27 protein-coding genes are annotated in these 26927 nt (G+C 56.8%); 14 read left to right on the forward strand and 13 right to left on the reverse strand.

Going from position 1 to position 26927, the window contains the following annotated elements; all coding sequences use genetic code 11:
- The first annotated feature begins 59 nt into the window (after positions 1-59).
- From ACYASS_RS23755 to ACYASS_RS23790, 8 genes are all read left to right on the forward strand, one after another.
- Positions 60-1319: an ATP-binding protein gene (locus tag ACYASS_RS23755; RefSeq protein ID WP_243247181.1), complete on the forward strand. Its 1260-nt coding sequence runs from the start codon at positions 60-62 to the stop codon at positions 1317-1319.
- On the forward strand, positions 1316-1876 hold the full coding sequence (locus tag ACYASS_RS23760) for a response regulator transcription factor (RefSeq protein ID WP_122395569.1): 561 nt from the start codon (positions 1316-1318) through the stop codon (positions 1874-1876). Before ACYASS_RS23755 ends, ACYASS_RS23760 begins: the two co-directional genes overlap by 4 nt.
- An 86-nt stretch (positions 1877-1962) precedes the next feature.
- The gene (locus ACYASS_RS23765; RefSeq protein WP_463587938.1) at positions 1963-3699 is read left to right on the forward strand and encodes an ABC transporter ATP-binding protein/permease; all 1737 of its coding nucleotides are present in this window, start codon (positions 1963-1965) and stop codon (positions 3697-3699) included.
- Between the two features lie 93 nt (positions 3700-3792).
- Positions 3793-4542, forward strand: a complete 750-nt coding sequence (locus ACYASS_RS23770) for a FadR/GntR family transcriptional regulator (RefSeq protein ID WP_122666767.1) — start codon at positions 3793-3795, stop codon at positions 4540-4542.
- A gap of 352 nt (positions 4543-4894) precedes the next feature.
- Positions 4895-5806 (forward strand): 5-dehydro-4-deoxyglucarate dehydratase, encoded by a 912-nt coding sequence (gene kdgD / locus ACYASS_RS23775; RefSeq protein WP_027901126.1) that lies wholly within the window; start codon positions 4895-4897, stop codon positions 5804-5806.
- A 224-nt stretch (positions 5807-6030) separates the two neighbouring features.
- Complete coding sequence (locus ACYASS_RS23780) at positions 6031-7410, forward strand: MFS transporter (RefSeq protein ID WP_463587939.1); 1380 nt, start codon at positions 6031-6033, stop codon at positions 7408-7410.
- 10 nt (positions 7411-7420) lie between these two features.
- Positions 7421-8974, forward strand: a complete 1554-nt coding sequence (gene garD / locus ACYASS_RS23785; RefSeq protein ID WP_122666765.1) for a galactarate dehydratase — start codon at positions 7421-7423, stop codon at positions 8972-8974.
- A 336-nt stretch (positions 8975-9310) separates the two neighbouring features.
- Positions 9311-10501, forward strand: coding sequence for a zinc-dependent alcohol dehydrogenase (locus ACYASS_RS23790; protein ID WP_463587940.1), 1191 nt, complete (start codon positions 9311-9313; stop codon positions 10499-10501).
- A 257-nt stretch (positions 10502-10758) separates the two neighbouring features.
- Here ACYASS_RS23790 and ACYASS_RS23795 read toward each other — a convergent pair whose 3' ends face one another.
- The 3 genes from ACYASS_RS23795 to ACYASS_RS23805 form a co-directional block, all read right to left on the reverse strand.
- Positions 10759-11529 carry an alpha/beta hydrolase family protein gene (locus tag ACYASS_RS23795; protein ID WP_463587941.1) on the reverse strand — a complete coding sequence of 257 codons (771 nt, stop codon included), beginning with the start codon at positions 11527-11529 and terminating at the stop codon, positions 10759-10761.
- Entirely contained in the window at positions 11513-12637 is a 1125-nt protein-coding gene (locus ACYASS_RS23800; protein WP_463587942.1) for a DUF3182 family protein, read from the reverse strand. Before ACYASS_RS23800 ends, ACYASS_RS23795 begins: the two co-directional genes overlap by 17 nt.
- Before the next feature lie 117 nt (positions 12638-12754).
- The gene (locus ACYASS_RS23805; RefSeq protein ID WP_463587943.1) at positions 12755-13135 is read right to left on the reverse strand and encodes a low affinity iron permease family protein; all 381 of its coding nucleotides are present in this window, start codon (positions 13133-13135) and stop codon (positions 12755-12757) included.
- A gap of 174 nt (positions 13136-13309) precedes the next feature.
- On the opposite strand from ACYASS_RS23805, the gene ACYASS_RS23810 reads away from it, so the two are divergent.
- The gene (locus tag ACYASS_RS23810; protein WP_463587944.1) at positions 13310-13504 is read left to right on the forward strand and encodes a hypothetical protein; all 195 of its coding nucleotides are present in this window, start codon (positions 13310-13312) and stop codon (positions 13502-13504) included.
- Between the two features lie 401 nt (positions 13505-13905).
- Here the strand turns inward: ACYASS_RS23810 and ACYASS_RS23815 are convergent, their stop codons facing one another.
- From ACYASS_RS23815 to ACYASS_RS23825, 3 genes are all read right to left on the reverse strand, one after another.
- Entirely contained in the window at positions 13906-14103 is a 198-nt protein-coding gene (locus tag ACYASS_RS23815; RefSeq protein ID WP_463587945.1) for a hypothetical protein, read from the reverse strand.
- A 227-nt stretch (positions 14104-14330) separates the two neighbouring features.
- A complete protein-coding gene (locus tag ACYASS_RS23820) occupies positions 14331-15350 on the reverse strand; it encodes an alpha/beta hydrolase (RefSeq protein ID WP_463587946.1) in 1020 nt (339 codons plus the stop codon).
- A 49-nt stretch (positions 15351-15399) separates the two neighbouring features.
- Positions 15400-15813, reverse strand: a complete 414-nt coding sequence (locus ACYASS_RS23825; protein ID WP_463587947.1) for a DoxX family protein — start codon at positions 15811-15813, stop codon at positions 15400-15402.
- 391 nt (positions 15814-16204) lie between these two features.
- Here ACYASS_RS23825 and amaA point away from each other — a divergent pair, with 391 nt between their 5' ends.
- Both amaA and ACYASS_RS23835 read left to right on the forward strand, forming a co-directional pair.
- Positions 16205-17491, forward strand: coding sequence for an L-pipecolate oxidase (amaA, locus tag ACYASS_RS23830; protein ID WP_463587948.1), 1287 nt, complete (start codon positions 16205-16207; stop codon positions 17489-17491).
- A 124-nt stretch (positions 17492-17615) separates the two neighbouring features.
- Entirely contained in the window at positions 17616-17822 is a 207-nt protein-coding gene (locus ACYASS_RS23835) for a DUF6434 domain-containing protein (protein WP_463587949.1), read from the forward strand.
- On the opposite strand, the gene ACYASS_RS23840 is transcribed toward ACYASS_RS23835, so the two are convergent.
- The 7 genes from ACYASS_RS23840 to ACYASS_RS23870 form a co-directional block, all read right to left on the reverse strand.
- The gene (locus tag ACYASS_RS23840; protein WP_463587950.1) at positions 17823-18167 is read right to left on the reverse strand and encodes a hypothetical protein; all 345 of its coding nucleotides are present in this window, start codon (positions 18165-18167) and stop codon (positions 17823-17825) included. It lies immediately after the preceding gene.
- Between the two features lie 247 nt (positions 18168-18414).
- Positions 18415-19815, reverse strand: coding sequence for a 2-oxoadipate dioxygenase/decarboxylase HglS (gene hglS, locus ACYASS_RS23845; RefSeq protein WP_463587951.1), 1401 nt, complete (start codon positions 19813-19815; stop codon positions 18415-18417).
- 280 nt (positions 19816-20095) lie between these two features.
- Positions 20096-21346, reverse strand: a complete 1251-nt coding sequence (locus tag ACYASS_RS23850; protein WP_463587952.1) for a 2-aminoadipate transaminase — start codon at positions 21344-21346, stop codon at positions 20096-20098.
- A 296-nt stretch (positions 21347-21642) separates the two neighbouring features.
- Positions 21643-22029, reverse strand: coding sequence for a cupin domain-containing protein (locus tag ACYASS_RS23855; RefSeq protein ID WP_463587953.1), 387 nt, complete (start codon positions 22027-22029; stop codon positions 21643-21645).
- A 90-nt stretch (positions 22030-22119) separates the two neighbouring features.
- Positions 22120-22929, reverse strand: a complete 810-nt coding sequence (locus tag ACYASS_RS23860; RefSeq protein WP_463587954.1) for an AraC family transcriptional regulator — start codon at positions 22927-22929, stop codon at positions 22120-22122.
- A 71-nt stretch (positions 22930-23000) separates the two neighbouring features.
- Positions 23001-24623 carry a methyl-accepting chemotaxis protein gene (locus ACYASS_RS23865; RefSeq protein WP_463587955.1) on the reverse strand — a complete coding sequence of 541 codons (1623 nt, stop codon included), beginning with the start codon at positions 24621-24623 and terminating at the stop codon, positions 23001-23003.
- Between the two features lie 436 nt (positions 24624-25059).
- Complete coding sequence (locus ACYASS_RS23870; protein WP_463587956.1) at positions 25060-25311, reverse strand: DUF6124 family protein; 252 nt, start codon at positions 25309-25311, stop codon at positions 25060-25062.
- 361 nt (positions 25312-25672) lie between these two features.
- Between ACYASS_RS23870 and ACYASS_RS23875 the strand changes: the two genes are divergently transcribed.
- The 3 genes from ACYASS_RS23875 to ACYASS_RS23885 all read left to right on the forward strand — a co-directional run bounded on the left by ACYASS_RS23875 (position 25673) and on the right by ACYASS_RS23885 (position 26852).
- Complete coding sequence (locus ACYASS_RS23875; RefSeq protein WP_463588001.1) at positions 25673-26032, forward strand: hypothetical protein; 360 nt, start codon at positions 25673-25675, stop codon at positions 26030-26032.
- Positions 26033-26035: 3 nt separating this feature from the next.
- Positions 26036-26218: a DUF1289 domain-containing protein gene (locus ACYASS_RS23880; RefSeq protein ID WP_027901417.1), complete on the forward strand. Its 183-nt coding sequence runs from the start codon at positions 26036-26038 to the stop codon at positions 26216-26218.
- Positions 26219-26303: 85 nt separating this feature from the next.
- Complete coding sequence (locus ACYASS_RS23885) at positions 26304-26852, forward strand: hypothetical protein (protein WP_463587957.1); 549 nt, start codon at positions 26304-26306, stop codon at positions 26850-26852.
- Positions 26853-26927 lie beyond the last annotated feature (75 nt).

The raw sequence follows: 26927 nt of genomic DNA on the forward strand, positions 1-26927 counted from the left end.
TTTGTTGTTGCTTGGTTATACTCGCTGCGATCCGCCTGGAGCACTCATCAGGAGAGCTCATGCTCGCCCCCGTTCAAATGTTGTCCGCTACGCGCCAGAATCTCTGGCGTCTGACGTTTATCCGCACGCTGGTACTGGCTGCCCAGGCCGGCTCCGTGGGCATTGCGTACCTGTTCCATTTGTTGCCACTGCCGTGGATGCAACTGGCGATTACCCTCGGATTCTCGATGATCTGGTGTGCGGTGACGGCAGTTCGCCTGCGCACGTCGTTGCCAGTGACCGAGCAAGAGTACGCCGTGCAGCTGGCTTTCGACCTGTTTATTCACAGCGCGCTGCTGTATTACTCGGGCGGTTCAACCAACCCCTTCGTTTCTTACTACCTTGTGCCGTTGACCATTGCGGCGGTCACGTTGCCATGGCGCTATTCGCTGATGCTGTCGGGCATCGCGCTGGCGCTGTACAGCTGGCTCCTGGGGCATTCCTTTCCGCTGGACACCTATCCGATCTCCCGGGAAAACATGCAGATCTATGGCATGTGGCTGAGCTTTGCCCTGGCCGCAGCCGTCATCACTTTTTTTGCGGCAAAGATGGCCGAGGAGTTGCGACGTCAGGAGCAACTGCGCGCCGAGCGCCGTGAAGAAGGGTTGCGCGATCAGCAATTGCTGGCTGTGGCGACGCAGGCAGCCGGTGCGGCCCATGAGCTGGGCACACCGCTGGCGACCATGAGCGTACTGCTCAAGGAAATGCGCCAGGACCACAATGACCCTGCGTTGCAGGATGATCTGGAAGTCCTTCAGGAACAGGTCAAACAGTGCAAGCAGACCCTGCAGCAACTGGTGCGTGCCGCAGAGGCCAACCGCCGTCTGGCAGTGGAAATGCAGACCGTCAGCCATTGGCTCAATGAAGCGCTTGATCGTTGGCACTTGATGCGCCCTGAGGCCAGCTACCGGTTTCAGTTGCTTGGCAAGGATGCAGCGCCCATGCTTGCGCCGCCGCCTGACCTGACTCAGGCGCTGCTCAACCTGCTTAATAATGCTGCCGATGCCTGCCCCGAGGGCCTGGAAGTGAATCTGAACTGGGACAGTACGGAAATCTGTATCAGCATCCGCGACCATGGGCCCGGCGTGCCACTGGCAATCGCCGAACAAATCGGTAAACCTTTCTTTACTACCAAAGGTAAGGGCTTCGGCCTCGGCCTTTTCTTGAGCAAGGCCAGCGTGACCCGCGCAGGTGGCTCGGTAAAACTCTACAGTCATGAGGATGGCGGCACGCTCACCGAGCTGCGCTTGCCCCGTGACGCCCGAGGAGATGATGTATGAGCGATGAAACCCAGGTTGAAGGCGAAGAACTGCCGCATCTGTTGCTGGTTGATGATGACGCCACTTTCACGCGTGTAATGGCGCGGGCAATGTCCCGTCGCGGTTTCCGTGTGAGTACCGCCGGTTCCGCCGAAGAAGGTTTGATCCTGGCTCAATCGGACATCCCTGAATTCGCTGCGCTGGACCTGAAAATGGACGGCGATTCCGGTCTGGTGCTGCTGCCCAAGCTGCTTGAACTGGACCCGGACATGCGCGTAGTGATCCTCACCGGTTATTCGAGCATTGCCACGGCGGTCGAGGCCATCAAGCGCGGTGCCTGCAACTACTTGTGCAAACCTGCCGATGCCGACGATGTACTCGCAGCGCTGTTGTCGCAGCATTCGGACTTGGACACGCTGGTGCCGGACAACCCGATGTCGGTTGATCGCTTGCAGTGGGAGCACATCCAGCGTGTGCTGACCGAGCACGAAGGCAACATTTCCGCTACCGCCAGAGCGCTGGGCATGCACCGCCGTACCTTGCAGCGCAAGTTGCAGAAACGCCCCGTACGCCGCTAACAGTTGCTGTTTGTCATGGATGATCGCGCAGTGCGTCCGCCGCTAACGCCCGGACGCTGAACTTCACCAGAAGTCGAGTCGTCACCATGAGTAGCAATGCCGAGTATTCCACTGTCAATGACAGCGTGCGGGAGAAGTTCTTCTCTCGCGTCTGGAAACTGATCACCCCTTACTGGCGAAGCGAAGAAAAGCGCCTGGCCTGGGTTCTTTTGATCGCCGTGATAGTCCTTTCGCTGTTCAGCGTGGCCATTTCCGTGGTGCTCAACAGCTGGTATCGGGACTTCTATAACGCACTGGAAAAGAAAGACCTCGCGGCCTTCACGCAGTCGATTCTGTATTTCTGCGGCATCGCCACCGTCGGGATTCTCGGTGCCGTATATCGCCTGTATCTGACGCAAATGCTCACGATTCGCTGGCGGCGCTGGCTCACCGAGCAGCATTTCACCAAATGGCTGAGCCATAAAAGCTATTACCAGCTGGAACAGAACGGTTACACCGATAACCCCGACCAGCGTTTGTCCGATGACCTCAACCAATTCACCAGCAACACATTGAGCCTGGGCCTTGGCTTGATGAAGACGGTGGTCAGTCTGGTGTCCTTTTCTATCATTTTGTGGGGCGTCTCCGGCAGCATCGAAGTGCTCGGCGTCACGATCCCGGGCTACATGTTCTGGGCTGCGTTTCTCTACGCGGTGGTGGGCAGTTGGCTCACACACGTGATCGGTCGCCGGTTGATTCCCCTGAGCAACCAGCAGGAGCGTTATGAGGCAGACCTGCGTTTCTCACTGGTTCGCGTGCGGGAAAATGCCGAGAGCATCGCGTTGTCTGATGGCGAGCCCAACGAGAACCAGCGCCTGAGTTCACGCTTCGGCATGGTCTGGAGCAACTTCTGGTCGATGATGCGCGTGCAAAAGCGCCTGACGTTCTTTACTGCGGGTTACTCACAGATTGCGATCATCTTCGCCTTTGTCGTGGCTGCACCGCGCTACTTTGCCGGCAAGATCGAGCTGGGCGAACTCATGCAGATCAACTCCGCCTTCGGCAGTGTGCAAGAGAACTTCAGCTGGTTCATTGACGCCTACGCCACGCTCGCGTCGTGGCGTGCGACATGTGATCGTCTGCTGAGCTTTCGGCAGGCCCTGGATCAGAACGAAGCTCATGTTTCAGCCATCGAAATCAGCCATGCCGGTGACTCGCTGAGTCTGGCCGGGCTGGCGCTGCAACTTGGCGCAAGCCGACAGTTGCTGAACAACACGAGCCTGAACGTTGCAGCCGGTGAGCGGGTCATGGTGGGCGGCCGCTCCGGCAGTGGCAAAAGTACCTTGTTGCGGGCACTGGGTGGGTTATGGCAGGACGGCAAAGGGCATATTCAGCTTCCCGCTGAACGTTATTTATTCCTGCCGCAGAGGCCTTATCTGCCCATCGGCACCTTGCGTGAGGCCATGAGTTACCCACAGGCCGTGGAAATCTACCCGGCAGAGCGCTTCGCGCAGGTGCTGAAGACCTGTCGGCTGGAGCATCTCGTGTCGCGTCTTGATGAGAGCAATCACTGGCAACGCATGTTGTCTCCAGGTGAGCAGCAGCGGGTGGCCTTTGCTCGCGCGCTATTGTTCAAGCCTCGCTGGCTTTATATGGATGAAGCCACGTCGGCCATGGACGAAGAAGACGAGGCTTTGCTGTATCAGGCGCTGATTGATGAGTTACCGGATGTAACCCTGATCAGCATCGGCCATCGCAGCAGCCTGAAGCGTTTTCACAGGCGGCTGCTGCGAATCGAGGGCGGGGATTTACGCGAACAGCCGCATTCTCTGCCTGTTGTATGATCGGTTCGTACTATTCAGTCGTTTTTACGAATGTGATCGTATAACCCGGTGAGCTATCATCACTTCTTTCATTGCTTGAGATTGACGTTGGATATGGAAAATCAAAGCGCACTGCCTCGCGCACGCCGCAAGCACCGCAGCCTTGCGCAAGAGCTGGTTACTGAACTGTCCGAGCGGATTCGCAGCGGGCTGCTCAAGCGTGGCGACAAGCTACCGACCGAATCGGCCATCATGGAAGAGCAGGGCGTCAGCCGCACGGTGGTGCGTGAAGCCATTTCACGTCTCCAGGCATCCGGCCTGGTAGAAACCCGTCACGGCATCGGTACCTTTGTGCTGGATACGCCGAGCCCCAGTGGTTTCAGGATAGACCCGGCGACCATCGTCACCTTGCGTGATGTGCTGGCGATTCTCGAGTTGCGTATCAGCCTTGAGGTCGAATCGGCCGGGCTGGCGGCGCAGAGACGTACTGACGAGCAATTGCTGGCGATGCGTCAGGCGCTGGACGCATTGAATGAAAGTGCTTTGCATGCCACTGATGCGGTGGGTTCGGACTTCCAGTTCCACCTGCAGATTGCGCTGTCGACAGGCAACCGCTATTTCACTGACATCATGACCCACCTGGGTACCAGCATCATCCCGCGTACCCGCCTGAACTCGGCGCGCCTTGCGCATGACGATCAGCAGCATTACATGAACCGTCTGAGCCGTGAGCACGAAGAAATTTACGATGCTATCGCTCGCCAGGACTCCGACGCCGCCCGCGCCGCGATGCGCCTGCACCTGACCAACAGCCGCGAACGCCTGCGCCATGCCCATGAAGAGGCAGAATCGCAAAGGGCTTGATTGAGTGCTGCTGGATGGCGCGCCTCAATACCTGTGGGAGCAGAGCTTGCTCGCGATAAGGCTGGATGCGGTTCATTTCAGATCGCATCCAGCCTTATCGCGGGCAAGCCCAGCTCCCACAGAACTTGCGTAGTCCGGCAGGGCCGCTCGCCCAGGTGATCATACGACCTTAGTCTATTCAATTTCCCGCCAAGGCCCATTCTTCCGGGGCCTGCGCTACCATCTGCTACCGCTCACGGAAAAAACCGAAAATCCCTGTTGAGTGATTTTATTATCAGTTGTACGATGACTTACGACATCGGCAGACGACCGGTGATCCATTCACAATAAATGCTCCCAGGGTGTTCGAATAATGAATCCACAAGAACTGAAGTCCATCCTTTCCCACGGTCTGCTGTCCTTCCCGGTTACCGACTTCAATGCGCAGGGCGACTTCCATCGCGCTGGCTACGTTAAACGTCTTGAGTGGCTGGCCCCGTACGGCGCAAGCGCTCTGTTCGCTGCCGGCGGTACAGGTGAGTTCTTCTCCCTGGCAGCCAGCGAATATTCCGAAGTAATCAAAACCGCGGTCGATACCTGCGCTACCAGCGTGCCAATCCTGGCTGGCGTTGGCGGTTCGACCCGTCAAGCCATCGAATACGCTCAAGAAGCAGAGCGTCTGGGCGCCAAAGGCCTGCTGCTGCTGCCGCACTACCTGACTGAAGCCAGCCAGGACGGCGTTGCTGCCCACGTTGAAGCCGTTTGTAAGTCGGTGAAAATCGGCGTGGTTGTTTACAACCGTAACGTCTGCCGCCTGACTGCCCCGCTGCTGGAGCAACTGGCTGAGCGCTGCCCTAACCTGATCGGCTATAAAGATGGCCTGGGTGATATCGAACTGATGGTTTCGATCCGCCGTCGTCTGGGCGATCGCTTCTCGTACCTGGGTGGTTTGCCGACCGCTGAAGTCTATGCTGCTGCCTACAAAGCGCTGGGCGTTCCGGTGTATTCCTCGGCAGTTTTCAACTTCGTACCGAAGCTGGCGATGGACTTCTACCACGCTATTGCCAAAGACGATCACGTTGCCGTTGGCAAATACATCGACGATTTCTTCCTGCCATACCTGGACATCCGTAATCGTAAGTCCGGTTATGCCGTCAGCATCGTCAAGGCGGGCGCGAAGATCGCTGGTTATGACGCAGGTCCAGTGCGTACACCACTGACTGACCTGACTGCCGAAGAGTACGAAATGCTCGCCGCGCTGATGGACAAGCAAGGTAAGCAGTAACACACCACGGAAACAAAGCCGCTGAGCGATCAGCGGCTTTGTGCCATGGGCGGTTTGCCAGCGACACAAGGGCTGATGAAGTCTGCATCGGCTTGTAAGGAAGCGCATTAACTGTGGGTGGGGAGCGTCGTACACACGACCATTTCCAAGGGGCCGACAGGCGCAAGCAGCGTAAAAAATAGATTTACCCGCGTAAAAAAAATAATTAGTGGGAGTTCACACACATGCAACAGTCCAAGCCGACTCACGTCCGCTATTTGATCCTGCTCATGCTTTTTCTGGTGACCACGATCAACTACGCCGACCGCGCCACCATCGCTATCGCGGGCTCCAGCCTGCAAAAAGACCTTGGTATCGACGCCGTCACTCTCGGGTACATCTTCTCTGCTTTCGGCTGGGCCTACGTGGCTGGTCAGATTCCAGGCGGCTGGCTGCTCGACCGTTTCGGTTCCAAGAAAATCTACGCATTAAGCATCTTCACCTGGTCGCTGTTCACCTTGCTGCAAGGCTATGTAGGTGAATTCGGCGTCGGCTCCGCCGTCGTTGTGCTGTTCATGCTGCGTTTCATGGTCGGTCTGGCCGAAGCGCCTTCCTTCCCTGGCAACGCGCGTATCGTGGCAGCCTGGTTCCCGACCGCTGAACGCGGCACGGCATCTGCCATCTTCAACTCCGCGCAATACTTCGCCACCGTACTGTTCGCTCCGCTCATGGGCTGGATCGTCTACAAGTTCGGCTGGCAGCATGTGTTCGTCGTGATGGGTGCTATTGGTATCGTGTTCTCGGCGATCTGGATGAAAGTCATCTACAGCCCGCGCCAGCACCCGCGTATCAACAAGGAAGAGTTTGATCACATCGCCAACAACGGCGGCATGGTCGACATGGATCAAGACCAGGGCAAAGGTAAAGGCAAGAGTGGCGGCCCTAAATGGGACTACATCCGTCAGTTGCTGACCAACCGCATGATGCTCGGTATCTATCTGAGCCAGTACTGCATCAACGGCATCACCTACTTCTTCCTGACCTGGTTCCCGGTGTATCTGGTTCAAGAACGTGGCATGACCATCCTCAAGGCGGGCATCATTGCCTCCCTGCCAGCGATCTGTGGTTTTATCGGTGGTGTATTGGGCGGTGTGATTTCCGACTACCTGCTGCGCAAAGGCCACTCGCTGACCTTCGCTCGCAAGGCTCCGATCATCGGCGGCTTGCTGCTGTCGACGACCATCGTTGCCTGTAACTACGTTGATATCGAGTGGATGGTCGTTGGCTTCATGGCCCTGGCATTCTTCGGTAAAGGTGTAGGCGCGCTGGGTTGGGCTGTTATGTCCGACGCTTCGCCGAAGCAGATCGCCGGTTTGAGCGGTGGCCTGTTCAACACCTTCGGTAACATCGCTTCGATCACTACTCCTATCGTGATTGGTTACATCATCAGCTCCACTGGCTCGTTCAAATGGGCTCTGGTGTTCGTGGGTGCCAACGCTGTGGTAGCGGTGTTCAGCTATATCTTTATTGTTGGCGAGATCAAACGCGTTGAACTGAAAGAGCCTCCAACCAAGGGGCCACTGACTGGCGAAGACGCCAGCGAACTTTCTCAAGCTAAATCCTGAGGAAACCGTGATGAACCTGATTCAACATGCCGACTCCCCACGCTACATCAGGCTGCATGAGCTGGATAACGTGGTGGTAGTAGTTAATGATCAAGGTGTGCCTGCCGGTACTGAATTTGATAATGGTCTGGTGACCGTCGATAACGTTCCGCAGAGCCACAAGGTCAACACCGTCGATATCGCTGAAGGCGAGCCGATCATTCGTTATGGGCACACCATTGGGTATGCCCTGCAGCCGATTCCACGGGGCAGTTGGGTCAGGGAAGATCAACTGCGTATGCCATCGGCACCGGCTCTGGACAGCCTGCCGATGTCAGACGCGGTGCCGGAAAGAGGCGCACCGCTGGAAGGTTTTACCTTCGAAGGTTATCGCAACGCCGACGGTACTGTCGGCACGCGCAACATTCTGGGCATTACCACCACCGTGCAGTGCGTGACCGGGGTGCTTGACCATGCGGTCAAGCGCATCCGCGAAGAGCTGTTGCCCAAGTACCCCCATGTCGATGATGTGGTGGCACTTACTCATACTTACGGTTGTGGTGTGGCAATTACCGCGACCGATGCTTACATCCCGATCCGTACCGTGCGTAACCTTGCGCGTAACCCGAACCTGGGTGGCGAAGCGCTGGTGATCGGTCTGGGCTGCGAAAAACTGCAGGCCGGGCAAGTCATGCATGAGGACGACCTGTCCGTCGATCTCAGTGATCAGTGGATGTATCGCCTGCAGGACTCCAGCCATGGCTTCAATGAAATGATCGAGCAGATCATGGAATTGGCCGAAGTGCGCTTGAAGAAGCTGGATCTGCGTCGCCGTGAAACCGTGCCAGCCTCGGAGTTGATTCTCGGCATGCAGTGCGGCGGCAGCGATGCGTTTTCGGGCATCACCGCCAACCCGGCGCTGGGTTACGCCTCGGATTTGCTGCTGCGCGCAGGCGCAACGGTGATGTTTTCGGAAGTGACCGAAGTGCGCGACGCCATCTACTTGCTCACCTCCCGCGCGGAGACGCAGGAAGTGGCCGAGGAACTGGTGCGGGAAATGGACTGGTACGACCGTTACCTGGCAAAAGGCGAGGCTGATCGCAGCGCCAACACCACGCCAGGCAACAAGAAGGGCGGTCTGTCGAACATTGTCGAGAAGTCCCTGGGATCGATCGTCAAGTCCGGCAACAGCGCTATCAATGGCGTGCTTGGCCCCGGCGAGCGCTTCAAGCGTAAAGGCCTGATTTTCTGTGCAACACCGGCCAGTGACTTTGTCTGCGGCACGTTGCAATTGGCAGCCGGGATGAACCTGCATGTGTTCACCACCGGTCGTGGTACGCCGTATGGCCTGGCAATGTCACCGGTGGTCAAGGTGTCGACCCGTACAGAACTGGCGCAGCGCTGGCCTGATCTGATCGACATTGATGCTGGCCGTATCGCGACTGGCCGTGCTTCGATTGAAGACCTGGGCTGGGAGCTGTTCCACTTCTACCTGGACGTGGCCAGCGGCAAGAAAAAGACCTGGACCGAGCATTATCGTCTGCACAACGACATCACCTTGTTCAACCCGGCGCCGATTACATAATCTCCCGGTTTCTGTAGGAGCCAACTTGTTGGCGAAGGGCCTGACGCGGTGTTGTGTCAGGTACGCTGCGCTCGCGAACAAGTTCGCTCCTACCCGGCCTGCGGCTCACTATTTTCAAGGTAGGAGGCAACTTGTTGGCGAAAGGTCCTGACGCGGTGTTGTGTCAGGTACGCTGCTTTCGCGAACAAGTTCGCTCCTACCGGTCCAGGGCATCGTTACGTCGCCGCTGGTCTTCTCACTTTCAGGTCCTCTGAACTTACATCTTCCCGTCGCTCTCACTTGTTAGGTCCGGGCATTTTTGCCCCCTTGGTTCTCATCGCCTGCAAGGAGAGAAAAATGCGCGCACTGACTTATCACGGCGCTCACGATGTACGAGTCGATACCGTCCCTGATCCGGTCATTGAAGAAGTCGATGACATTCTGTTGAAAGTCACCGCAACGGCCATTTGTGGCTCGGATCTGCACTTGTACCGCGGCAAGATTCCGGCAACAGAGTCGGGCGATATTTTTGGCCATGAGTTCATGGGCATCGTCGAAGAAGTTGGCTCTCAGGTGACAACGGTCAAGCCTGGCGACAGGGTGGTTATTCCGTTTGTGATTGCCTGTGGCAGTTGTTTCTTCTGCCAGCTGGATCAATTCGCAGCCTGTGAAACCACGAATACCGGGCGTGGCGCGATCCTCAATAAGAAGTCCATTCCACCGGGTGCGGCATTGTTCGGTTTCAGCCATCTTTATGGCGGTATTCCGGGCGGTCAGGCTGAGTATGTGCGGGTGCCCAAAGGCAACACCGGGCCATTCAAAGTCCCTGGCACGCTCTCCGATGAAAAGGTGCTGTTCCTTTCCGACATCCTGCCTACTGCCTGGCAAGCGGTGCTCAACAGCGGGGTGGGTCAAGGCTCAAGCCTCGCCATCTATGGCGCTGGGCCGGTAGGTCTGCTCAGCGCAGCCTGTGCGCGAATGCTCGGCGTTGAAAAAATCTTCATGGTCGATCACCACCCGTACCGCCTGAGTTACGCGCAAAGTACTTACGGCGTGATCCCGATCAACTTCGACGAAGACGATGACCCGGCTGACACCATCATTCAGCAGACGCGTGGCATGCGAGGCGTGGATGGGGTTATTGATGCTGTGGGGTTCGAAGCCAAGGGCAGCACCACCGAAACCATTCTGGCGACGCTGAAACTGGAAGGCAGTAGCGGCAAGGCCTTGCGCCAGTGCATCGCGTCGGTACGCCGTGGCGGTGTCGTGAGTGTGCCGGGGGTGTATGCCGGTTTCATTCATGGCTTCCTGTTCGGCGACGCGTTCGATAAAGGCCTGACGTTCAAGATGGGGCAGACCCATGTGCAGCGCTATCTGCCTGAACTGCTGGAGCACATTGAAAGTGGCGCGCTGGCACCAGAGGCGATCATTACTCATCGCATGTCGCTGGAAAATGCCGCCGAGGGCTACACACTCTTCGACAAAAAGCAGGAGGAGTGCCGCAAGGTGATTCTGGTGCCGGGGCTTAATGGTCCGGAGGGCGATTGATTCTGCGGGAGATTCTATGTTTGCCCGAAGCTGATATGGGGCCGACCGCCATTCCGAAGACACAGGCGTCTCGGCCCGTCAGACATACGGTGTCATCGTTCATCGCGAGCAAGCTCAGCTCCCACAGAATCCAAGGATCCCGCTTGGGCAGTCCTGCGAGGTCAAGAGCAACAACCTTCTGCTCCCACAGCAAATAACCTCCCGCTGGTGTGCACCACTGGGAGTTTATTTGCTGTGGGAACGAGGCTGTTTGTGTCTCAGGAATACTTCGCCGAATGGTGCGGGTAATCCACAAGACGGGCACCGATCACCATTTCGCTGATCCAGTTAGTCAGCATCGAACTGTAAATACTTTGGCTCAGATCACTGCTCAACGCATGGTCAGCACCATCCACCAACCGATAGGTGAGGGAGTGGGCCAGCTCGAATGCGCCACGATAGCTCATCAGCGTAGCGTGCGGCACATAGTCATCCTGCTCGGACTCGATCAGCAGCACGTCGCCCTGAAACTCTTTACAGGCCGCCAATGCACGGTTGTCCGCGGCGGTCACGGCTGAGCGGCGATAGTGCGCAAGCTTGTCGCGGTCCAACTCTTGTTTGGGCATTTCCCAATCTGCGTCCCAGTACAGCGCAGGCACCCGCAAGGCGAGCCATTTGACGGGGCGCATGGAGCTGAGGATGGTTGCCAGATAGCCGCCGTAACTGCTGCCGATGACAGCAATGGCTTCGTTGTCGACAGCCGGGTGACTGACCAGTCGGTCGTAGGCGGCGAGCAAGTCGGTCAGGCTCTGCTCACGCGATACTTTGCCGCGCATCTCGTGAGTGCGTTCGTGCCCGCGCAAATCGAAGGTCAGGCAGACACAACCCAGGCCGGTGATGTTCTTGGCGCGCGCCAGGTCTCGTTGCTGGCTGCCGCCCCAGCCGTGGACGAAAAGAATGCCGGGAATTTTTGCGCCGGGGGTCAGAATCGTCCCGGAAATCGATTGGCCATCGACTGCAATCTCAATGCTTTCACTGCTCACACTCATAAGGTTTGACCTTTGTGAATTTGCTGATGAAACCAACGTCGGGGTCGTCGCCTTCGTAAAGTACGCTGGCATCCGCCGGGATCGTGGTCTCGCCATAGATTTCGTGAGTCGACGCGCAGATGCGTTGCAACGCCGGATCTGCAGCAAAGGCGAGAAGCGCCTCTACTTCGGCAGGGCTCGCACCGCCAATTCGCCAGGACTGTTCGAGCACACCCGAGCAGCGTTCGCCCTTGGCATTGGTGCCTTGTGCGATGTCGTAGTTGCGCCGAGAGGCGATGAAGTCCGGGAAGTGCTCAAGGGCGGCATTTTCATAATGCATGGCCTGGCTGACGGCGCGCCGGACCGGCTCCTCCAATTCCAGCGCAAGCAGCGCTTCATAACCGCCGCGCACCACCCACAGGGTAGAGCCGCCGTAGACCGTTTCACCGTTGTTGTCTTCGGTCAGGCATTGAGTTCCGTGATAGCTGGCGGTGATTCCGGCGACCTGAACCTGGCCAACACTCAGTGTGATGACGTCAGTGAGGTCTTCCTCGATCACCAGGCCCCACGTTGCAACCTCCTCCATGTTTTGCTCGGCGAGAGCGGCGTTGAGCTCACCTTGATCGGTGGCAACGATTTGCCCGCGTCCTGCTGTGGCTAACACCGGCTTGATCCGCGCAGAGCCGTTGGCCAGAACCAGTTTGCCTGCGCGCATCGCGTCCGCTTCATTGAAGACGGTAAAGCCCGCGAGAACCGAATCGGCGGCCTCCTCATGAATCTGCCGCGACCAGCCCGGCGGCTGCGCCGTGGCATCGTCAAGCAGCGGATGGGAGATGGCTTTGGTGGCCATGAAAGGCTCGGCAATCAAACCGCCGAACAGATCGTCGGCAGACTGAATGTTCAGCGCGCTGTTTTCCTGCTTGCCAATCAACGTGTCAGACGGGATGAAGTAAAGGCTCATGCCCTTGTGGATGGCGCTGTCGTACAGACCGAGAAACTCGCAGCCTAATAGTGTCGCGATTTTCTCTGCCAGTTTTTGATGGACAACCACTTCGTGGGTCGCGAGTTTTTTATGGGTGGGCAGAAGAACTACTGCAGCTTTTTCAGTGCTCGTTCCGGATCCGCTCATGGACGACTCCCTGTGTACGCCGGTGGCTCGCTACGCGGTTTTTTATGCGTCGACTTCATGTTCTATGAATCGCGGTGCCGCTCGAGAGTTCCCGTCGGCTGATCACCGGCCTCCTGATCAAAGCTGGCTTTTAGCGGTTGCTCCCAGCGATTCACTATCGCCAATGGCGCTGTATTCCTTACGCAGCGCGCGGAGCTCTTTATGGTCCAGCTTATCCAGGCTCAACAGTGCGTTCTGTGCGTCCTTGGTCACGCGAAGCAACTCATCGATTTTGATGTGCAGCACATCGTTGTCGCGGTTCTGGGTGTTCTGGATCAGGAATACCATCAGGAAGGTGATGATGGTAGTGGAGGTATTGATGATCAGTTGCCAGGTGTCGTTGTAATGAAACCAGGGGCCGGTGATGGCCCACAGGCAAATAAGGGCAATGGCCGCGATGAATGTTCGTGCGCTTCCAGCCCACTTGGATAAACCTTGGGCAAATCGGGAAAACTTCATGCTGTGCAGCCTTTCATGGATTCTGTTCACTTAGAGACCACACATGAATCATGAAATTTCTTCTTACAAATACTTTCATCCAGACCAACGGCGAAAACTTCATCTACAGTGAAATTGTTTTGCAACGCTGAAGTGTTTACATCCCCGTATCAAGTGAGTGACAGGAGAGATGTTATGCCGATGATCGCGAGATGGGCCCTGCAAGGGATCGCACTGTTCCTGTTTGCCTGGATGGCGGCGATGGCAGGGCAGTGGAGCAGCAAAATTATGGATGGCACTCGCTCGGACCGGCTTGCGGTAGTGGCTGAAGGTGCGCTGATGAATGAGAAGACAGTCGCCAGCAATGAGACGGCGAGCAGCGCGCACTAGACCTTAGGGTTTCTACAACCTGCTGAATTTAAATGATTTTATTGAGGGGTGGCGGCTGTGCTTTATCGCTACCGCAGTCTCGCAGCCAACAGGGATCCGTAGGAGCGAGGCTTGCCCGCGAACCGAACGACGCGGTATTACAACCCACCGCATTATCGTTCTTCGCGGGCAAGCCTCGCTCCTACACGTCCGATGCCTGCTGCGTGACTGCGCACAGAAGGCGTCTCCCGCATTAAATCGCAGGCAAAAAAAGACCCGCTACGAGGCGGGTCAGGAGATTCAACAGGAGTGACGCTAGGTTAAAAGCGATCCCGTGAAAATCATGTGAAAAGGATGTCGTAGAAACGAAAAGCCCGGCAATTTAGCCGGGCTTGTTTATTTTCCGTGTTTATCGCTTTCGCTTAACGCGCATGTGCCGCCGTTTGTTTAACCGAGGTAGCAGTAAACTGCCCTGGCAATGTATGAGGGGCATTAATGCGTGATGTCATTTTGTTAGCAAATTCACGTGCTTCGTCCAGGCTGCGACATTTAACCGGGTAATTGTCCAGCTTCACGACCCAATTGGCGCCGTGAGTCCCTTCTTCTATTTGGATAAGCATAAGCAAGCATCTCCATCAGTGAGGTGAACGAAACGCCGATCAACGGCGGCTGAAAACGTCGGGAAAATCCTGCACCGAAAATGGCAAGTGAGCTACACAAAAATTACCAAACCGATGAACGTAACGTGCCCGTATTTATTGACCGAAACACCCTTTATCCAGACGACAAAAACGCCGCTCTGCCTATGCGCAGTAGCGGCGTTTTAGTATCAGGTTTTAACTGATGCTTAGTTCAAGTGTGCCTTCAACTCAGTACCGGCCTGACGCATCGCGGCTTGTACTTGCGGAATCTGGCTCAACGGGTTGAGCAGGCCGTAGTCGTGGATCATGCCGTTGTAACGCACGGTGGTTACAGCAACACCGGCAGCATCCAGTTTGCGGGCGTAGGCTTCGCCTTCATCACGCAACACATCGGCACCTGCGGTCTGTACCATCGCTGGCGGCAGGCCGCGCAGTTGTTCGATTGTCGCTTTGAGTGGCGAGGCGTGGATCTGCGCCCGCTCGGTGGCGCTGGTGGTGTAGTTGTCCCAGAACCATTTCATCATGCCCTTGGTCAGGAAGTGACCTTCAGCAAATTCGTTGTACGAACCGGTCTCGAAGTTCGAGTCGGTCACCGGCCACAGCAACAGCTGGAAGCGTAGTTTCGGGGTGTTCTGTTCCTTGGCCATCAGGCTGACCACGGCTGCCATGTTGCCGCCGACGCTGTTACCGGCCACTGCCAGACGCGAGCCATCAACGCCTATTTCCTTGCCGTGCTCTGCTACCCATTTGGTTGCGGCGTAAGCCTGATTGATGGCAGTCGGGTAGTGCGCTTCGGGAGATGGCGTGTAGTTGACGTACACCGCTACCGCGCCGGAGTTGACCACCAGATCATGGATCAGGCGTTCGTGAGTGGCGAAGTCGCCCAGTACCCAACCGCCACCATGGAAGAACATGAACACCGGCAGATCACCTTTGACATTGGCCGGGCGGACGATTTTCAGATCAATCGATTCGCCTGCCACTTTGATGCTGCGGTCGCTGACTTGCACACCCGACAGATCAACCTTTACCGATTGCTGTGCGCCGGTGAGCACGGCGCGTGCATCTTTGGGGCTCAACTGTTCAAGCGGCTTGCCGCCACCTGCGGCCAGGGCGTTGAGGAAGCCTTGGGTCTGGTGCTCGATGTACGGGGTTTCAGCAGCGAAAGCGGTGTTGATAGACAGAGCGAGTACGGTCAGTGCAGTGGCTTTTTTGATGATGTTCATGGCAATAGTCCTTTGAATGCTAATGGTCGTCAGAGTCGTTCGATGTTGATCAGGCGATAGCCAGTGTTTTGCGGCTGCGTGCATCCAGGCTGAAAGCCCCTGCGCCGTTGGCAGCGATCTGCAGCAGGCCACCAGCGATGGCGACGTTTTTCAGGAAGTTGATCAACTGGCCCTGATCAGCGAAGTTGTTGTGGAAGACCACTGCGGTAACCACGGTGAAACCGGCCATCAGCAGTGCAATCAGGCGCGCCTTGTAGCCCAGCACCAAAGCCGTGGCGAAGCCGATTTCAACGATCAGTGCCGCGATGAACGCCAGGTCCGGAAAAGGCATGCCGCTGGCGGCGATGTAGCCTTTGGTTGCTGCCGGTGCGGCCAGCTTGCCGAAGCCGCTGAACAGAAACAGAGAGGCGAGCAGTGCGCGGCCAGCCAGAGAAGTGAAAGCTGCTTGAGTGTTGGTGTTCATGGTTGTTGCTCCAAAGTCGAATCAGTCAGATTTGTGTGCTGGGGGTCTGTGTCAGCACCATGGAGCGAATAGTAGAGATGCATCGAGATGTGATAAATCGGCTGGAAACGGTTTTACTGTCAACTAAATAGAGACAGTTGCCAGGTGTGTGTTGTAGGAGCAGAGCTTGCTCGCGATGATGTTGGTCGCGATCTGAAGTGAACCGCGTCCAGCGTTATCGCGAGCAAGCTCGGCTGCTACAAATCTCAGTCGGCCTCACCGCTGTAAATCCTCCGGGATCATGCCGAAACCGACTGATATCCGGAGTAAAGGTCGTTTGGTATTGCCCTTGCATCAGATCAAGAATGAGTCAGGTTTTTTCGTGTTCAGTTCGGGCGGGGATTAAGTCGAGATGGATCAGTTGCGTGAAGGGTGTCTGTGGGAACAAGTCACGACTCGTCAGATTCAACCTGTTGCCCTGAGTGAGTCGCTCAAGGTCGATGTATGCGTGATAGGCGGCGGTATCACCGGCTTGTCCGCCGCCCTGCATCTGCTGGAAAGCGGCAAGTCTGTCGCGCTGCTCGAAGCCTCGCGTATTGGCACTGGTGGTTCGGGGCGCAACGTCGGGCTGGTCAATGCCGGTAGCTGGATTGCACCTGATGACGCTGCCGCGATTCTTGGCCCCGGCGTGGGCGAAAAATTCAATACGGTCATGGGCCTGGCCCCTGCGCTGGTGTTCGACCTGATCGAAAAATACGGCATCGATTGCCAGGCGCGTCACGACGGTACTTTGCACATGGCGCACAACGCCAATGGCGCCAAAGACATCGAAGCGCGCCACGACCAGTGGAAGCGCCGTGGTGCCGATGTCGAGTTGCTGACGGGCGCCAAGTGCCGAGAATACTGCGGCACCGATAAAATCCCGACCGCGTTGCTCGACCGGCGTGCCGGCACGATTAACCCGATGGCGTACACCGTTGGCCTTGCCGAAACTGTGCTCAAGCTTGGCGGGCAGATCTTCCAGAACTCGCCCGTGCAAGCCGTTACTCGTGAAGGCTCGGCTTGGGTCGTCAGCACCGTCGGTGGTGCGGTCACGGCTGACAAAGTCGTGGTCTCCACCGGTGCTTACACCGAGGGCGAGTGGGCCGGTATCAAACAGAATTTCTTCAAGGGCTATTACTACAACGTCGCCTCCGAGCCGTTGACCTCAAGCGCTGCGGATGAAGTGCTCAAGCACGGTCAGGGCTCTTGGGACACGCGCATGGTGCTGAGCAGTATTCGTCGTGATAACGAAGGTCGTCTGATCCTCGGCAGTATGGGCAAGATGAATAACAAACCTGACTGGTTCATCCGCAGTTGGGCGGACCGTATTCAGAGCCATTACTTCCCGCAACTGGGCAAAGTCCAATGGCAAATGCACTGGACGGGCTGCATCGACTTCACCCCTGATCACATGGTCAAACTCTTCGAACCTGCGCCGGGGCTGGTAGCTGCCAATGGCTATAACGGACGCGGCAACACCACCGGGACTGTCATGGGGAAGGCTTTCGCAGACTTTCTGGTCAAGGATGACCCGAGCGTGCTGCCCATCCCGTTCGCGCCAGCCCACGAGCTGAAAAGCGCAGGCGTGCGCGCGCTGGCCTATGAAACCGGCTTCAACCTTTATCATGCGGGGCAGTGTCTGCGCGTTATTCTTTAAGGCAGGAGTGGCGGTTCTGTAGGCGCGAATTCATTGGCGAAAGGGCCATTACATCCGGTACATTTTCGATTCTTCGCGAATAAATTCGCTCCCACAGGTTCTCCATCGACTTCAGGACTTCCCAATGCCTACCGACTGGCACAGCAACGCCATCACCCGCGCCACTCCTGTCGATAAGACCTACAAGAACACCCAGAACGTGCGGCGTTTCATGCTTGAGCAGTGCGGGGACGGGTTCAAGTTTGATCGGGATTTCATGGCCTGGATTCGCAACGAAACCCCTAAGACCATGGGCGATGTTGCCGATGAGTGGCACCGCCGGCAGGGCTGATCAGTCCGCCCGGAAGCCCCAGACAATTTCCACCACCCGTACCGCGACAATCAAATACAGCAGGCAAAAGAACACCTGCAGCAGGACGTGATAGCGCAGTTTGGCTAGCCGATGCAGACCGTCGCTGATATTCATCAACATCAGCACGGTGGACACTACGATCAGCCCCAGCCCCGTCACCTGCGATCCCCATAACCCCATGAAAACCTGGTGATTACCGTTCAGGGCGCTGCTGCCTGCGGCAAATAGCAACGCGCAGACCAGCAGGTTTTTGACGTTGTCGAACACCTTGGTATTCAGATCGTGGTCCAGCAGATCCAGATACCGCCTCCATAACTTGCTCATGTTTCGTCACCTTTGCTGACGCAGCAGACGGGGGAACGCTTGAGCAAGGATAGGTCGTCAGACACCACATCACTCTCTGATCGGTAACGGATTCCCCATCAAACAGACGGCATCTTCCAGATTGCCCCCTATTCTGTAGGAGCTGACGAGCAGCGCGAGGCTGCGATGGCGGAGTATCAGACAGACCGCTATCGCAGCCTCGCGCTGCTCATCAGCTCCTACAGGGCAACAGAGCAACGTGTACGGATCACGCCAGCGGCGCGATCCCCAATGCTTGCGAGCACTCCAGCAATGAGCGGCGCTGGGTGTCGGCGTAGAGCTTGAGTTCGTTGATGGTGCTGCGCCCCAGTGCGCGTTCGAAGTCCTGCTGATTCGAACTGGTGCCGTAATGGGACTGCGCGTCATCGCCCAGGTTGGACTGGAAAATCCCCGCCGCGCTGACGGGCAGGAAGTCCTCGTAGACCAGCGGCTCGAAGTGCACGTAACCCGCCTCGATCAACTGCTCAAGCTCGGCGCTCTGCTGCACGCCTGCGCCCATCGCCACACCCTTCTCTGTAGCAAAGTAGCGGAAGTAAGCCAGATCCTGCGCCCGCATCTGTTCGTAGCTGTCCGGGAACGCCGTGAAGGTTTTCCCCAACAGTTCGGCATAGCGCACCGCGTTACCTTCGTTGGGGAATTCACCCAGCGCGTCCCGGGCCTCGTTCAGCAACTGGTCGTACAGCTCGCGGCCTTTAGGCGTCAGCGCTGCGCCACGTTGCTCTATCTCACCAAAGCGGGCTGAGTGGCTGCCTGCTTCAGTGGCGGATTGACCGGCAAACGTAATGGCTTCTTCCAGCGCTTTGAAACTGGTCTGGCGCAGCAGAATAGGGCACTCACGACGCGGTGGACCTTCCACCACGGCCTTGGGCGTGATGCCTTTTTTCGGCATGCCGTCCTGCACCGTGTCGATGTCCAGCGTGCGCGGCGTCAGGTGATTGATGTGCGGGCCGCGAAACGCCACCACGTCAGCAATCAGACGATGTTGGGCGTTGAGCTGTTTGTACTGCTCCAGGCTCACCGTTGCAGTGCTGTGCCAGCGGAACGTTTCCAGCGCCTGCTCAACGAAGTCCAGCGCGTCGGCTTCATTCAGACCACCGTCCAGTTCCGATTTTTCAATCAGCTCCAGTGCGCGAGGAGTGAAGATGTTGCGCTTGCTCAGCACCTGACTGGCGAAATCCCGCAGCTCGGTATTGTCGATCAGCTCCAGGCGCAGCAGCGAGGTGAATACCCGAAACGGGCTGACTTGCAGCGCGTGTTCATGCACGGCGCGAAAAGCCGTGGAATGCACGGGCACGCCCGCAGGGGTCAGGTCGTAGTAGCCCACGGGCTCCATCCCCATGATCGCAAACAGACGACTTAATGTGGCCAGTTCGGTCGCGGTGCCGACGCGGATTGCGCCATGGCGCTCCATGTCCAGACGCTGGATTTCGCCGGTCTGCTTCAAGCTCTGCGCAACCTGAGCGTTGCGCGCCAGCACGCCTTCGTTGGTCTCTGCGACCAGATCCATCAACGTCCCGTAGAGCGGCACTTCGGTTTTGTACATGTCCGACATCGCACGGGAAAAGCGGGCGCGGATCTCGTCACGGTTAGCGAAGCTTGAAGCTGTCATTGCAGGGATTCTCCTATTATTCGCAATCAGGCCTTGCTGGCCTTTATCGGCGCAATCCACGGTCGCAGGTATTGGCATGGCGTTTATGTGGGAGCAGAGCTTGCTCGCGATTCAGACACCTCGGTTTGCCTGATGCACCGAGTTGCCAGAATCGCGGGCAAGCCTCGCTCCCACATAGGTCGCGCAATACTCGGTGTCGTGATCAACCATTGAGCTTGCAGGCTAAAAGGTACTCATACATTCCAAAGGCTAGCTGGGAGGGCGTTTTATCCACTGATGATTATTCCAACCCAGCCAGACACCGCTCAAAAATATCCAGCCCTTCGCGCAACACCTCTGGCTCAATCGTCAACGGTGCCAGCAGGCGGATGATGTGCCGCGACTTGCCACTGGGCATCAGCAACAGCCCCGCGTTACGAGCCGCTTCCAGCAATTGCGCCAACTGCTGTGTGCCGGGCGCGCCGTCGGCGGTGATCAATTCGATACCGCGCATGGCGCCAACGCCTGTCAGCCGTCCAAGATACGGCGACAGTTTGTTGGCCTGCCATGCTTCGTAACGGCTGACGATCATGTTTTCCTGCATCTCGCCCCAGGCCGAAAGGTTCTCGTCGTTCAACTGGTCAAGGCTGGCGATACCTGCCGCGCAGGCAATCGGGTTGCCGGAGTACGTACCGCCAAGGCCACCTTTAGGCAGCGTATCCATCAATGCCCGGCGCCCGACAACAGCGCCCATCGGGATGCCGCCCGCGATGCTTTTGCCCAGCAAGATCAAGTCGGGTTCTATACCCAGCCTCGTAAAAGCAAAGCGCTGCCCGGTACGCCCGAAGCCTGACTGGATTTCATCAGCAATCAGCAGGATGCCCTTGTCGTCACAGAACCTGCGCAAGGCCTGAGCGAATTCGGGCTGCATGGCTAGAAAGCCACCTTCACCCTGAACCGCCTCGAAGATGAAACAGGCCACATCGTTGACGTCGATTTCAACGCTGAACAACCGATCGAGTGCCTTGAGTGCCTGCTCGGTAGTGACGTCGTTGTCTTTGCTCGGATAGGGAATGTGAAACACCGGGCCAGGCAACACGCCGACTTTTTGTTTGTACGGCGCGACTTTTCCATTGAGGTTCAACGTGGCCAGCGTGCGCCCATGAAAACCGCCATCAAAGGCGATAACCGCCGTCTTGCCCGTTGCACCGCGCACGATCTTCAGCGCGTTTTCGGCCGCTTCAGCGCCGCTGTTGGTGAGCATGCCGCTGAGTGGATAAGACACCGGGACAAACTTCTCCAGCTTGTCCATGAACTTGACGTAGGGCTCATGAGGCACAGCGTTGAAGCAGTAGTGCGTGAGCCGGGTGGCCTGATCCTGAATGGCGGCCACTACCTGAGCATTGGTATGCCCTAGATTGAGCACACCAATGCCGCCAACAAAGTCGATGTAGCGCTTATTGTCGGTGTCCCATACTTCGGCGTTTTTACCGTGGGAGAGCGTCAGCGGATGAACATGAGAAATCGACTGACTGATGTTTTCGCGACTCATTATCAATGTCTGCCCAGAGAGAGTGCGCCTATATAAGCGAGTAAAGCCAATCACTCACAAGCGAAATAAACTCGCGGCGTTATTCCAATAATTCGGGACGTGTTCATGATTGACAACCGCGTCTGTAGGAGTGAGCTTGCTCGCGATGCTTTTCTCCATACAGAGAACGACTCCTTGGCAGGACGCCATCGCGAGCAAGCTCACTCCTACAGGTGATCACTTAACCTGCGGAAGCGAGGCAGGGACTGGGCCGCATCCGGACGATGAACAATGACGCGATATGTCTGATGCCCAACTCAAATCCACACATCATTAACCGCCGTCCGGTCACTCTCCTCATGCCCGGTATTCAATACTCCGCGCGGCTCGATCAGCAGCAGTTTCACTTCCTGTTCGGCATAGGGTTTGTGCTCGATGCCTTTGCCGACGACATACATCTCACCGGCAGCCACCGTGACAAACCCGTCACGAAAATCGATGCGCAGTTCGCCTTCCAGAATAATGAACGTTTCATCGGTATCGGCATGGGTGTGCCAGATAAAGTCGCCCTGGATCTTCACCACTTTGAACTGATAGTCGTTCATTTCGGCCACGACTTTCGGCGTCCATTGCTCATTGAACAGCGCATATTTAGCGGCGAAGTTAACCGGGGTGTAGGGCGGGGCAGAGCAGGTGCTGGTCATGGTCGGTGCTCACGGTTGATTGAGAGGCCACAACCTTAGCGAGCCACACATAACCCGTATTGCATGATCGTGCAGCTTTGGCGGGCGCTGTCAGCTGCGGCCGAGCATCTTCAGCCAGCGGGCGGGCGAGATGCCAAACGCCTGGCTGTACTGGCGCGTCATGTGGCTCTGATCAAAGAAACCACAGGCCAGTGCAGCCTCACTCAACGGTTGGCCTGCAACCAGCAAACGACGCACTTCGGCCAGTCGCCGCTGGGTGATGTAGCGGTAGGGACTGGTGCCATACAACGCACGGAAATCCCGCGACAGACTCCAGCGATCACGCCCGCTGGCCTGCACCAGATCGTCCAGCGTAATAACCTGATCCAGCGCGTCATGAATGTAAATCCGCGCCCGCTCTGCCGCTGCATAGTCCAGCGCCCGCCGACCACGCTTATTGCCCGCAGCCACATCCAGCGCCTGCGCCAGGTCGTAAATGGCGTCCTCTTCTTCAAGTGGATCCAGCGCGTTATCCATGCTCTGCAGCAAAGCACTGGTCGCCGCGAACAAGCGTGGATCGCTGGACAAACCACCCGCCACAAAGGGCAGCGACTTGCCGCCCAATACTTGTTGAATCAGTGAGGGCTCGATGTAAAACATTCGGTAGTGAAAGCCTGCATCGGTCCCGGCCTCGCCGTCATGGACTTCATCCGGATGCAAAACCATCGTGCCACCGGCCAGGCTGTGGCGGTAATCATTGCGGTAATGAAAGCTCTGCACCCCGGCCAATGTGCGCCCGATGGCGTAGGTGTCGTGACGATGAGGCGTGTAGCCGTGCCCGCCGAAGTAAGCCTCGATCCGTTCCATCTTCCGCGACTGCGGCGCGCGCACCAGCCAGTCGCGTTTGTTTTGTGTGGTCATGGACGTCTGAACCTGCACCCTGAATCGCCCTACGATATACGGCAATCGCCGCGAATGGCAGGGTGCTCGGCTCACAGGGCAAATCGAGACACAAGCCTGTTCAAACCGACGGCCAGCTTCGACAGCTCATTGCTGGCGATAGACGTCTGGCTTGCTGCTGAAGAACTCTGGATCGACAGGTCTCGAATACTGACCAGATTCTGATCCACCGATCGCGACACATGAGCCTGCTCTTCAGAGGCTGTAGCAATCAGCAGATTGCGTTCATTGATGTCAGACACCGCCGACGCGATGTCGCCGATGGCGATATTCGCCTCCTGCGCAATGGTCAGTGTCATGACAGCCTCGCTGTTGCTCTGCACCATCGAGTGCACCGCTTTGGCCGAGCCGGTCTGAATGCCTTTGACCATCTGCTCGATTTCCAGGGTTGATGTCTGCGTGCGATGCGCCAGCGCACGAACCTCATCAGCGACCACGGCAAAGCCTCGACCTTGCTCACCAGCGCGGGCGGCCTCAATGGCTGCGTTAAGAGCCAGCAGGTTGGTTTGTTCGGCAATCGAACGGATTACGTCCAACACCTTGGCAATGTCCTGGGTTTGCGTCGCCAGGCCTTCGATCTCAACGGTGGTCTGCTGCACGGTCTGGCTGAGCTGCTTGATCGATTGGATAGTTTCCGCGACTTTGCCTTTACCGATTGCGGCAGATTTTTCCGAGTCCTGGGTGTACTGCGAAGCGGCCACCGCGTTGCGTGCGACTTCTTCAACGGCTGCGGTCATTTGGTTGACGGCGGTCGCGGCTTGCTCGGTCTGCATGTTTTGCTTCTGGATGCCGGACAGTGATTCTTCAGTGATGGAGCTCATTTCTTCCGCCGCCGCTGCCAATTGGCCGGAGGAGTCCGAGATGTGCTGAATCGTACTCTTGAGGCTCTGAAGCATGGCATCGGTAGACAGTTGAAGTTCTGTCAGCTCATCTTTGCCGGAAACCTCGACGGCGGACCGCAAGTCACCTTCTGATATGTGTTTGATGGATTGCACCAGTTTCCTCACCGGCGAAGTAATGCTTTGAGTAAAGATAAACGCAATCAGCATCGACAGAATAATAGTGCCAATCATGATCGCGATGGTGAAGGTAAAACCTTGGTCATATTGGGTCTGTGCGGCGACGCCTGATTGCGTGGCCCCGGTATCATTGACACTGATCAGGCGATCAATAGAGTCTTGCAACGCATTGGCCAAAGGCACAGTCACTGTATTAATAAAGGCAGTTGACTCTTGTGTTGTGCGCGTGTCGCTTTGAGCGATCAATATATCCAGTTTCTCTTCATAACTTCTAAGCCCTTGCATCACGTCGTTGTAGATACGTTGTTCCTCGGGCCCGGATACCAAACCGGTGTAGTCGTTTGCCTGTTGGTCCAGTTCTTTCTTCAGTTGACCAATCTTGATGATCGATGCAGCCTTTTTATCGTCTCCATCTGCGGTGTAGTGCAGCGCTTCAAGCCGCAGGCGCAGCAGCGTAGCGTCTACCTTTCCCGCCTGGCGGATGCTGGGCAGCCAGTCGGTCTCCAGCTCAACCGTTGATTTGTGAACCTCGCTGATCTTGTAAAGCGAGAGGGTACTCAGGCCCAGCATCAGCACACAAATGGCACCAAAGCTGACCAGCGCGCGGGGCGTTAGTTTTAAATTTCTCATGAACATGAGATCACCTATAAGAAAGGGCAGGAACGTCTGAATGACTTAATGTCCATGTGCCATCATTCTTGGTGCCAAGATGTGGAAAGTCTGTTTTTAAAGCAAGTGTTTTTGGAGGAGTGGTAGTGGCAGAGCTAAATCGCCAAATGATGGTTCCGTTAAGTTTTTTTAACGTTAGCAGGGTGGGTTTTTTTGACGCCATTATTCTGGTTTTTCTGGACTTTGATTTGCTTGAGTTTTTTAGGACGCCGGTTGAGGGTGGTACTTATTATTTGACTTGCTCATACGAAAGTATTAAGTAGTTGGTATTCCGGGCGGAGGATTATTAACGATGAAGTTGTTCAGCTTTTATTCAGGAAGTGCAGTTGGTTCAATACACGTCTCTGATTAGTTGTTGGGACAGGCTTGGCCTCCCCCACAGAAGTAGCCTGAAGTTAAATCTTCAGCTTAGCCATTCAGCCTGCTTGCGATCCAGCAACCCATCCACCATCGCTTGCGCCATTTCCACCAGATGCATCACGGACATGGCGTGGTCGCGTTGTGCGCCGTGCAGGTTGTCGGCGGCTTCGTAGGCGGTGCTGGTGGCGCAGCGCAGCAGGTCGGCGGTATGGGACAGCACATCTTCTGCGCTGAGGTCCGGGCGCATGGAAAAGAAACGGTGGGTGGCTGAAACTGCGGCGGGGGTGTTCTTCACCTTGTTGATCTCCTTATGCGTTCAGGTAGCGGCAACCTTCATGGGGCATGAATAGGTGGCAGCTGTGCGTGGGTTAGTCGACCGGCCTCCAGAGAAAAACCAGCGCACTCGAAAGTGCCCCGCGCGCACAGCCGCCATAACACAAGCAGGAGCGTGAATTTCTCTGTAGGGATCAGGCGACTAAACCCGGTCACTGATGTGCAGCGACGGGCGGGAGGTTAGAGGAGCGATTTCCCGCAAACAACCCAGCGGACGGCATTGGCAGAAATTAAGACCGATCCTACAAAGCCTCGCGCTGGTGGATGACACGACGAGGTAACGTATGATTGCCGTCTTATCGAAATCACCCAAGGACCCAGCCATGCCGACGTTGAGCAAACGCGATCAGGCCCGTATCGAACGTCGCCTGGCGTCTACCCTGACCGAAGCGTGCGAAACCGCAAAAGCGGAAATCGTTGGTTTCTCCTGGCTGACCCACGAAGTGGATTACGCGGCATTCCCCGCCAGCCTGCGCGTGGTTTGGATCTTCGATACACAAGCGCAAAAAGATCAGGCCCTCGCCACTGGCCAGCGTGAGCGCATGGTTGAGCTGACTGCCCAGGCATTGGAAGAGGCAGAAATCGTCATTGCCGATGTGAGCAAACGCGTGCAATTCGACAGCGAAGAGCAATGCCAGCGCGCCAACGGCGGCAACTGGCAACAACGCCTGGCTCGGGGCTGAAGCATGGCCAAGGACATCGAGAACCCCTGTACCTCTGTTTGCCAGTTGAGTGGCGATTTATGTGTGAGCTGCGGCCGCAACAAAGAAGACATCCGCAAATGGCGGCGAATGAACCGTCCCGAGAAAATGGCAGCCGTGCAGCGCGCCAGTCAGCGACTGAAAAGCCTGAATAAAAAGAAAGGATAGGCACGCGTGGTCAGGCGCTGTGAAAGCCGCTGCCCTCTGCAATACTTCTTGAAAATCGTCACCCGACTTGTCGCCAGGGAAAATCATGAAAACAAAAAGCCTGATGTTCTTGTGTCTGCTCAGTGTGCTCGGAGCCTTGCAGGCGAACGCCGCGGATAAATCCTGTGCTGAGGCCATTGGCGACAAGCGCTCGGCACTGCTCGTGAAGCAATGCACCAGCGTGTCGCCCGCCACACATCCACCGTGCAACGCGGCCAACAGCTGCGAAATGATCAACAGCGAAGTCGAACGCGGCTGCGGCATGTTGAGCGACGACGCCAGCGCGCCGGACTTCTGCACATTTGCCCTCACAAAACCAGAAACCTTCCAGGGCGCCTTAATTTCCGGCAGCGGAATCGAGGACCATACCGTCACCGTGCTGCTCAACGACGGCCGCCGTTTCACCGCCTATTGCGACGGCAAATGCGGTTCGTGGTTTATCGCCGAAGACGAAGGGGAGGCCACCTTGCTGCCCAATATCGTGGGCCGCAACGTCAAAGTCACCGTGGCGAGTGAGCCCAACAAAGACCGCATTGCCGGGCCTGCAGAAGATGAGAAGTTGGTGTTTGTGAAGAAGATTGAGTTGGTTAAGTAACAGGCCGACTCTGCGATTTGCGATGCGCCAGGATTGACGCCTTCGCAGCCTTCGGCAGCTCCTACAAAAAATATA

This window comes from Pseudomonas sp. HP_14 (genome assembly GCF_055283875.1).

What these genes read in the sequence shown, in the direction of transcription:
- ACYASS_RS23760 (WP_122395569.1), top strand. Translation starts at nt 1,316, where the DNA reads ATGAGCGATGAAACCCAGGTTGAAGGCGAAGAACTGCCGCATCTGTTG.
- ACYASS_RS23880 (WP_027901417.1), top strand. Translation starts at nt 26,036, where the DNA reads ATGGCCAAGGACATCGAGAACCCCTGTACCTCTGTTTGCCAGTTGAGT.
- ACYASS_RS23825 (WP_463587947.1), bottom strand. Translation starts at nt 15,813, where the DNA reads ATGAACACCAACACTCAAGCAGCTTTCACTTCTCTGGCTGGCCGCGCA.
- ACYASS_RS23820 (WP_463587946.1), bottom strand. Translation starts at nt 15,350, where the DNA reads ATGAACATCATCAAAAAAGCCACTGCACTGACCGTACTCGCTCTGTCT.
- ACYASS_RS23790 (WP_463587940.1), top strand. Translation starts at nt 9,311, where the DNA reads ATGCGCGCACTGACTTATCACGGCGCTCACGATGTACGAGTCGATACC.
- ACYASS_RS23800 (WP_463587942.1), bottom strand. Translation starts at nt 12,637, where the DNA reads ATGAGCGGATCCGGAACGAGCACTGAAAAAGCTGCAGTAGTTCTTCTG.
- ACYASS_RS23885 (WP_463587957.1), top strand. Translation starts at nt 26,304, where the DNA reads ATGAAAACAAAAAGCCTGATGTTCTTGTGTCTGCTCAGTGTGCTCGGA.
- kdgD (WP_027901126.1), top strand. Translation starts at nt 4,895, where the DNA reads ATGAATCCACAAGAACTGAAGTCCATCCTTTCCCACGGTCTGCTGTCC.
- ACYASS_RS23810 (WP_463587944.1), top strand. Translation starts at nt 13,310, where the DNA reads ATGCCGATGATCGCGAGATGGGCCCTGCAAGGGATCGCACTGTTCCTG.
- ACYASS_RS23840 (WP_463587950.1), bottom strand. Translation starts at nt 18,167, where the DNA reads ATGAGCAAGTTATGGAGGCGGTATCTGGATCTGCTGGACCACGATCTG.
- ACYASS_RS23850 (WP_463587952.1), bottom strand. Translation starts at nt 21,346, where the DNA reads ATGAGTCGCGAAAACATCAGTCAGTCGATTTCTCATGTTCATCCGCTG.
- ACYASS_RS23855 (WP_463587953.1), bottom strand. Translation starts at nt 22,029, where the DNA reads ATGACCAGCACCTGCTCTGCCCCGCCCTACACCCCGGTTAACTTCGCC.
- hglS (WP_463587951.1), bottom strand. Translation starts at nt 19,815, where the DNA reads ATGACAGCTTCAAGCTTCGCTAACCGTGACGAGATCCGCGCCCGCTTT.
- ACYASS_RS23780 (WP_463587939.1), top strand. Translation starts at nt 6,031, where the DNA reads ATGCAACAGTCCAAGCCGACTCACGTCCGCTATTTGATCCTGCTCATG.
- garD (WP_122666765.1), top strand. Translation starts at nt 7,421, where the DNA reads ATGAACCTGATTCAACATGCCGACTCCCCACGCTACATCAGGCTGCAT.
- ACYASS_RS23755 (WP_243247181.1), top strand. Translation starts at nt 60, where the DNA reads ATGCTCGCCCCCGTTCAAATGTTGTCCGCTACGCGCCAGAATCTCTGG.
- ACYASS_RS23795 (WP_463587941.1), bottom strand. Translation starts at nt 11,529, where the DNA reads ATGAGTGTGAGCAGTGAAAGCATTGAGATTGCAGTCGATGGCCAATCG.
- ACYASS_RS23835 (WP_463587949.1), top strand. Translation starts at nt 17,616, where the DNA reads ATGCCTACCGACTGGCACAGCAACGCCATCACCCGCGCCACTCCTGTC.
- ACYASS_RS23875 (WP_463588001.1), top strand. Translation starts at nt 25,673, where the DNA reads ATGCCGACGTTGAGCAAACGCGATCAGGCCCGTATCGAACGTCGCCTG.
- ACYASS_RS23860 (WP_463587954.1), bottom strand. Translation starts at nt 22,929, where the DNA reads ATGACCACACAAAACAAACGCGACTGGCTGGTGCGCGCGCCGCAGTCG.
- amaA (WP_463587948.1), top strand. Translation starts at nt 16,205, where the DNA reads ATGGATCAGTTGCGTGAAGGGTGTCTGTGGGAACAAGTCACGACTCGT.
- ACYASS_RS23865 (WP_463587955.1), bottom strand. Translation starts at nt 24,623, where the DNA reads ATGTTCATGAGAAATTTAAAACTAACGCCCCGCGCGCTGGTCAGCTTT.
- ACYASS_RS23805 (WP_463587943.1), bottom strand. Translation starts at nt 13,135, where the DNA reads ATGAAGTTTTCCCGATTTGCCCAAGGTTTATCCAAGTGGGCTGGAAGC.
- ACYASS_RS23770 (WP_122666767.1), top strand. Translation starts at nt 3,793, where the DNA reads ATGGAAAATCAAAGCGCACTGCCTCGCGCACGCCGCAAGCACCGCAGC.
- ACYASS_RS23765 (WP_463587938.1), top strand. Translation starts at nt 1,963, where the DNA reads ATGAGTAGCAATGCCGAGTATTCCACTGTCAATGACAGCGTGCGGGAG.
- ACYASS_RS23815 (WP_463587945.1), bottom strand. Translation starts at nt 14,103, where the DNA reads ATGCTTATCCAAATAGAAGAAGGGACTCACGGCGCCAATTGGGTCGTG.